This window comes from Rahnella sp. ATs2 (assembly GCF_051851855.1).
Classification (GTDB): Bacteria; Pseudomonadota; Gammaproteobacteria; order Enterobacterales; family Enterobacteriaceae; genus Rahnella; species Rahnella variigena.
The window spans coordinates 1-4934 of sequence record NZ_JBLYPL010000045.1; the positions used below are offsets into that span (position 1 = coordinate 1).

Annotated in this window: 4 protein-coding genes and 1 pseudogene; 1 reads left to right on the forward strand and 4 read right to left on the reverse strand. The window is 42.0% G+C overall.

Translation table 11 applies throughout. From position 1 onward, the window contains the following. Nucleotides 1–196: 196 nt before the first annotated feature. Nucleotides 197–3088, reverse strand: a complete 2892-nt coding sequence (locus ACJY2G_RS25320) for a hypothetical protein (RefSeq protein WP_439292369.1) — start codon at nucleotides 3086–3088, stop codon at nucleotides 197–199. 102 nt (nucleotides 3089–3190) lie between these two features. After that, nucleotides 3191–3346, reverse strand: a pseudogene (locus ACJY2G_RS25325) (IS1 family transposase); the annotation flags it as partial. Nucleotides 3347–3504: 158 nt separating this feature from the next. Here ACJY2G_RS25325 and ACJY2G_RS25330 point away from each other — a divergent pair. Next, nucleotides 3505–4200: an IS6 family transposase gene (locus tag ACJY2G_RS25330; RefSeq protein ID WP_439292370.1), complete on the forward strand. Its 696-nt coding sequence runs from the start codon at nucleotides 3505–3507 to the stop codon at nucleotides 4198–4200. A 58-nt stretch (nucleotides 4201–4258) separates the two neighbouring features. Here the strand turns inward: ACJY2G_RS25330 and ACJY2G_RS25335 are convergent, their stop codons facing one another. Together ACJY2G_RS25335 and ACJY2G_RS25340 are read right to left on the reverse strand one after the other, a co-directional pair. After that, the gene (locus ACJY2G_RS25335; RefSeq protein ID WP_439292371.1) at nucleotides 4259–4537 is read right to left on the reverse strand and encodes a helix-turn-helix domain-containing protein; all 279 of its coding nucleotides are present in this window, start codon (nucleotides 4535–4537) and stop codon (nucleotides 4259–4261) included. After that, on the reverse strand, nucleotides 4534–4848 hold the full coding sequence (locus tag ACJY2G_RS25340) for a type II toxin-antitoxin system RelE/ParE family toxin (protein ID WP_439292372.1): 315 nt from the start codon (nucleotides 4846–4848) through the stop codon (nucleotides 4534–4536). The genes ACJY2G_RS25335 and ACJY2G_RS25340 overlap by 4 nt, the downstream gene beginning before the upstream one ends. Nucleotides 4849–4934: the final 86 nt, after the last annotated feature.

A 4934-nucleotide genomic window follows, 5' to 3' on the forward strand; every position in this document is an offset into this window, starting at 1 on the left:
ATGTCAGCCCGATGGTATTCGAACGACAAGTCCTCTCTTAAGGGCGTGTCCACCAAGTCTGGGCCAGATCATCTGAACCAGATTTAATCTGACAGACACCTGTATAAATAACCGGTAACTGTCAGATCAGGTCTGAGCTAGTACAGCTAATGCGACAGAACCGCTGGCGATGACGGCCCGACCACAGCACCTCTTACTATTCTATTGTCCGGGTAAATGGTCTGCCATCCTTATCAAGCCCTTCAGCTACCCGCCCAGCTGTGGATGCTTTCGCTTTTTGTCTTGTTGAAGATGAACTCGATGCCGGCTGCTTTAGCGCTTTAAATCTGTTTTCTAATTCTGCATCTTTATTAAAATCCTTAAGCCTCTCTAGCGGCTCCTCAACAGTGACGAATAGTCTCCACTCGCTAAATCGTTTTTCAAGGTCTTCCATCATTTTCTTCTCTGCCATCTCAGCTGCTTTGCGAGCTATTACATTTTCAGCCTGTTTTCTGACCTCTTTTTCTGTCTGGTTGCTGACCTCTTTTTCTACTTGTTTGATGACTTCTTTTTCTGTCTGTTTGCTGACCTCTTTTTCTACTTGTTTGACGACTTCTCTTTCTGTCTGTGCCTGAATTTTTTGTTGTATCTGCCCTGCAATTTTCTTTTCTAAAGGTTTATCCAGTTGTTGCTTTATATTTTCGCCAATGAGCAATGCTTCATCTGGCTTGATAGTTTCTTCACTTCTCAACCTCTCTAGGTTATTGAAGCATGCTGCAAGGACATCTTTTTTACCATCAAAAAAACCATCAGTTAAAATAAATTCAGTTAACTTTTCCGTTGCTATTTTAATTACCTTGTGTTTTTCAATATCCCCAGACGCATCCGTTGCCTTTTTAATTGCATCTGCTATGATTTCACTTGCTTTATTTGTTTTTAATACTCTACGTAGCTCCCTGTCCATGTCCATTTCTTCTCGCTTTGGATTTACAACATAAAGACCATTTTCCTCCATTAATTTTATCATGTCATTTCCAGTCAGCTTCAGTGCTTCTGCGCTGTCAACTTTAAACAAATGCGCTGGGAAAACATAACTCTCCATACCGGATGGGACAGTGAGATTGTACTGAATTAATTTACTGTTAATCTCTGCAAACATTTCCTTTTGTTTTTTTATTATTTCATTGTCCCTGTGTTTTTTCAAAGATAATCCTTTTGCATGGTTTTTTTCCTTATCACATATTTCTTGTGTTATTTCCCTTATTTCACGGGTGTTTAATGTAACTGGTTCTGGTAAGGAATGGAACTTACTAATGTCCATCTGTATTTTTTTAACCAAATCAATCACTGGATTTTTTCCATGCGGATAAATAGCAAGGGATTTATCGTACATTTTGTTAACCAACTCACTCAGTAAAGGCACTAATACTTTATCTTCTAAAACATAATGATAATACCCTTCCTTTGCTGAGCCAAAGACAGAGTTTAATATCTGTTCAAGACGTGTGTCCTGCTTAGTCGGTGAGCGAAGAAGCATTGCCGACTCTATAGGTGAGCTGGTGTTATCAACCAAATTTATCATATAATTAAGGAAAGCTTCATTTATTTTCCTTCCGTCATCACTTGCTTTCAAGTTGTATATAAGCCTGCTGATGACAGCATATCCTTGGGCGTTTTGTTCCTTTAGTTTTCCTAATGCCGCCCCAGGAGTCAATGATAGCAGGTTGAGTATATCCCTGGCTGAATCATAAAGCGGCCGTTTATTTTCTCTGAACAACTGATTAGCTACCTGTTCAGAAGGAGGTTCCGTTGGGATGACAAAAGTATAGCTATGTGCACTGATGATTTCTGAATTTTCTGCCGTGCTGGCTGGCAAAGAAGTATTTATAGTTTTAACTATATCAGTTTTAAAAATGTGATGAGTAAGGTTCAGGTACTCATCTTTATTTTCTCCGTTAATTTTCTCGCCAGTAGTGCTAGGTAGATTAAACTGCCCCGTTCTGCCAAACCGGATTACCTCTTGATCCCCGGAGCTATAAGCAAGTACTTTTATTGCTGACTTTAACGTATCGGCATTGTTTCGGCAGGCTTTTTCATAATCAGGTTCCACTGAAAAAAACTTTCTGGGAACATCGTCAGCACCTTTAATTGACTCCAAGTTTATAGCTTTCCGAGCTGGATGTGACATTGTATATATCGCTTTAGCCGCTAATTCTGCTCCCGCATCCATAAATACATGATCATACCAATAGTCTTTACTTCCTAACACCACATGTGTTAATTCATGGAGATAGGTATTGAAAAGCTCTTCATCTGTATGTGCATTATTATAGTTCAGAAAAATACCTACATCCTTATCTATCCCTAGCCTAGTTAACGGGTCTCCTAATACCTTAAGACCATCTTCTCTGAAAACTTTTCCACTTACATTTATTAGGGTCTCATGCACCATACTATCTGTTGAAGTAGTTGGCAGGTCATCGCTATGAGAGTAAATCCTTGTATTGTAATTGTGATTTTTTTTTAATTTTTCTATATTTTCCATCATCTTATTTATTTTTTTTGAGTCCGTAATACCAAAATGCGAAAGCATAACGCTTTCAATGTTTTTTTTACTTGCCTTATTGACTGCGGCGTTAATGAAAATATTCAGAGTCTCATTTAAATGGCTTATCACTTCTGATTCGTTGGGGATAGGTTGAAAGATAGGTCCTCCATCCGACACTCTAGGATTTACATCTTTATTTTCATGATTCATATTATTTTTACTTAAAATAATAGATAGTGCCGCCCCAACTTTTGGCGGTAATGTGGCATGCCGTCTTGAGCATGAAGTTGAGTTAAGTCGTGTATTCAATATCGGAAGGTTATATTTTTTATGATGAGAATTACCAGAAAAATCGATACTCGTACTTTCAGGGGGGACCATGCTATCCATAACCCGCCGGGGTAAGGTGGCACTTGAAATCATTGGTCGATTGAATTCAATTGATGTGTTTTTTATTGAAGCAATCGTTGTAATAAAATCTTTAGGTTGTTGTTTTTGGTTTAAATAAGGCCTGTCTACACTATTTTCTTGCGTATAAATAACTGAGTTATTAATTTTCATATATCCTCGCCAGTACAGTTCACTCTGTGGATAGTCTAAAGTGGGCCGTTATTTTACAACGACTGAGCCATAGATGCTTTCAAAAAACGGTAATGACTCGAATTAGTAGAACATGTATTTTTCAATGAAGGCCCCGATGACTTTTTCATGCAGCTCAACAGAGCGTGAGAAGCAGATAGTTTTGCGAGTGAGCCTTTTGATACGTGTGCGCAGAGTCAGGTTATTGCGTTGAGTGAAGATTTTTCCGGTCAGATGCTGGCTCTGTCGCATTAAGGCCCCGTCGGGTAACATACTGTTTTTGCGATGCTACCTGACAATGTCCCTGATCCGAAAAAACTTCAGTCGCCTGCATTATCGGTTCTGTCGCATTAAGGCGGAGTCAGGTAACATTCTGTTTTTTGCGATGTTGCCTGACGATGCTTCTGATCCGAAACGCCTTCAAACGCCTGCATTATCCCGTCGATGTTATTGCTCAGTGTGTCCGATGGTATCTGGCTTATTCCCTGAGCCTGCGAAATCTGGAAGAGATAATGGCAGAGCGTGGGGTTGTCGTTGATCATTCCACGCTTCACCGCGGGGTCATCCACCTGGTACCGCTTCTGGATAAGGCCTTTCGGCGATATAAACGCAAGTTGGGTCGCCGATGGCGAATGGATGAAACCTACATAAAAATCAAGGGCCAGTGGAAATATCTGTACCGTGCTGTCGATACTTCAGGTCAGACGGTCGACTTCCTGCTGACCGCCAGACGTGACGCTGCGGCTGCCTTGCGCTTCTTTCGCAAGGCCATTCACCACCACGGTGAGCCTGAGGTTGTAACCATCGATAAAAGCGGTGCCAACACGGCGGCGCTGGCCACACTCAACGCCGGTAAACCTGAAGAAGAACCCATCACCATCAGGCAGAGTAAATACCTGAACAACCTGATTGAGCAGGACCATCGGAATATCAAACGGCGAATACGGCCGATGCTGGGGTTCAAATCATTCCGGCGAGCGCAGACGATACTGGCGGGCATTGAGTTAGTGCATATGATACGTAAAGGGCAATATCAGCATCCCGCTGGAGAGCATTTATCACCGGCGGAACAATTTTATCTGTTGGTTGCCTAAAATATCGGCAGCGCAATGTTTGCTGACTTGCCTACGTTAATGCGACAGAGCCGATAACTCAGATTTGTTGCAGCCTGAAGTTAACACCGCAGGCGCGGGCGTATCTTAAGAGCGTTTCATAGCTCATTTTCGTTGCGTTTTTTTCCATCCTGTTAACGGTAGGCGGCTTTATACCCATCCGTTCCGCTACCTGAGCGGAAGTTAACCCAGCTTCAGCACGCCAGTACTGTAGCGTTTCCTGGAGGCGTTCTAACGCCATTTCTGCTTCATATGCTGCCCTGTATTCAGGGTCTTGCAGGGATGCAGTATGGATTTGATCAAGTGTTTTGTATTTCATTTCTTCATTTCCTCCAGTCTGCGGAAGGCCAGTTCTATCTCATTACGGGGCGTTTTAGTGGACTTTTTAATGAAGATTCTCAGTAAAAAAATCCGTTCACCGCTTTGATATACCCATAGCCCTCGGGCTATGTCAGTTCCCATCGTTCTGACCTCAAATAACCCGTCGCCTAACGGCTTGGTATCGGGTTCTCTAAGCAGGCGCGGGTTTGCTTCCAGCTTCTGCAGCAGTCGGGTCATTTTTACCCGAATAGGAACGGGCAATGCGAACAATTCTGCTTCGGCTTCATTATGAAAAATTACAGTGAACACGATGTCTCCCCCTGAACATTAATATTAGCTTAAAAGCTAAATTAGCTCAAGGGCTAACATGTTCGCTCTGCTTTTTCAATCCAACC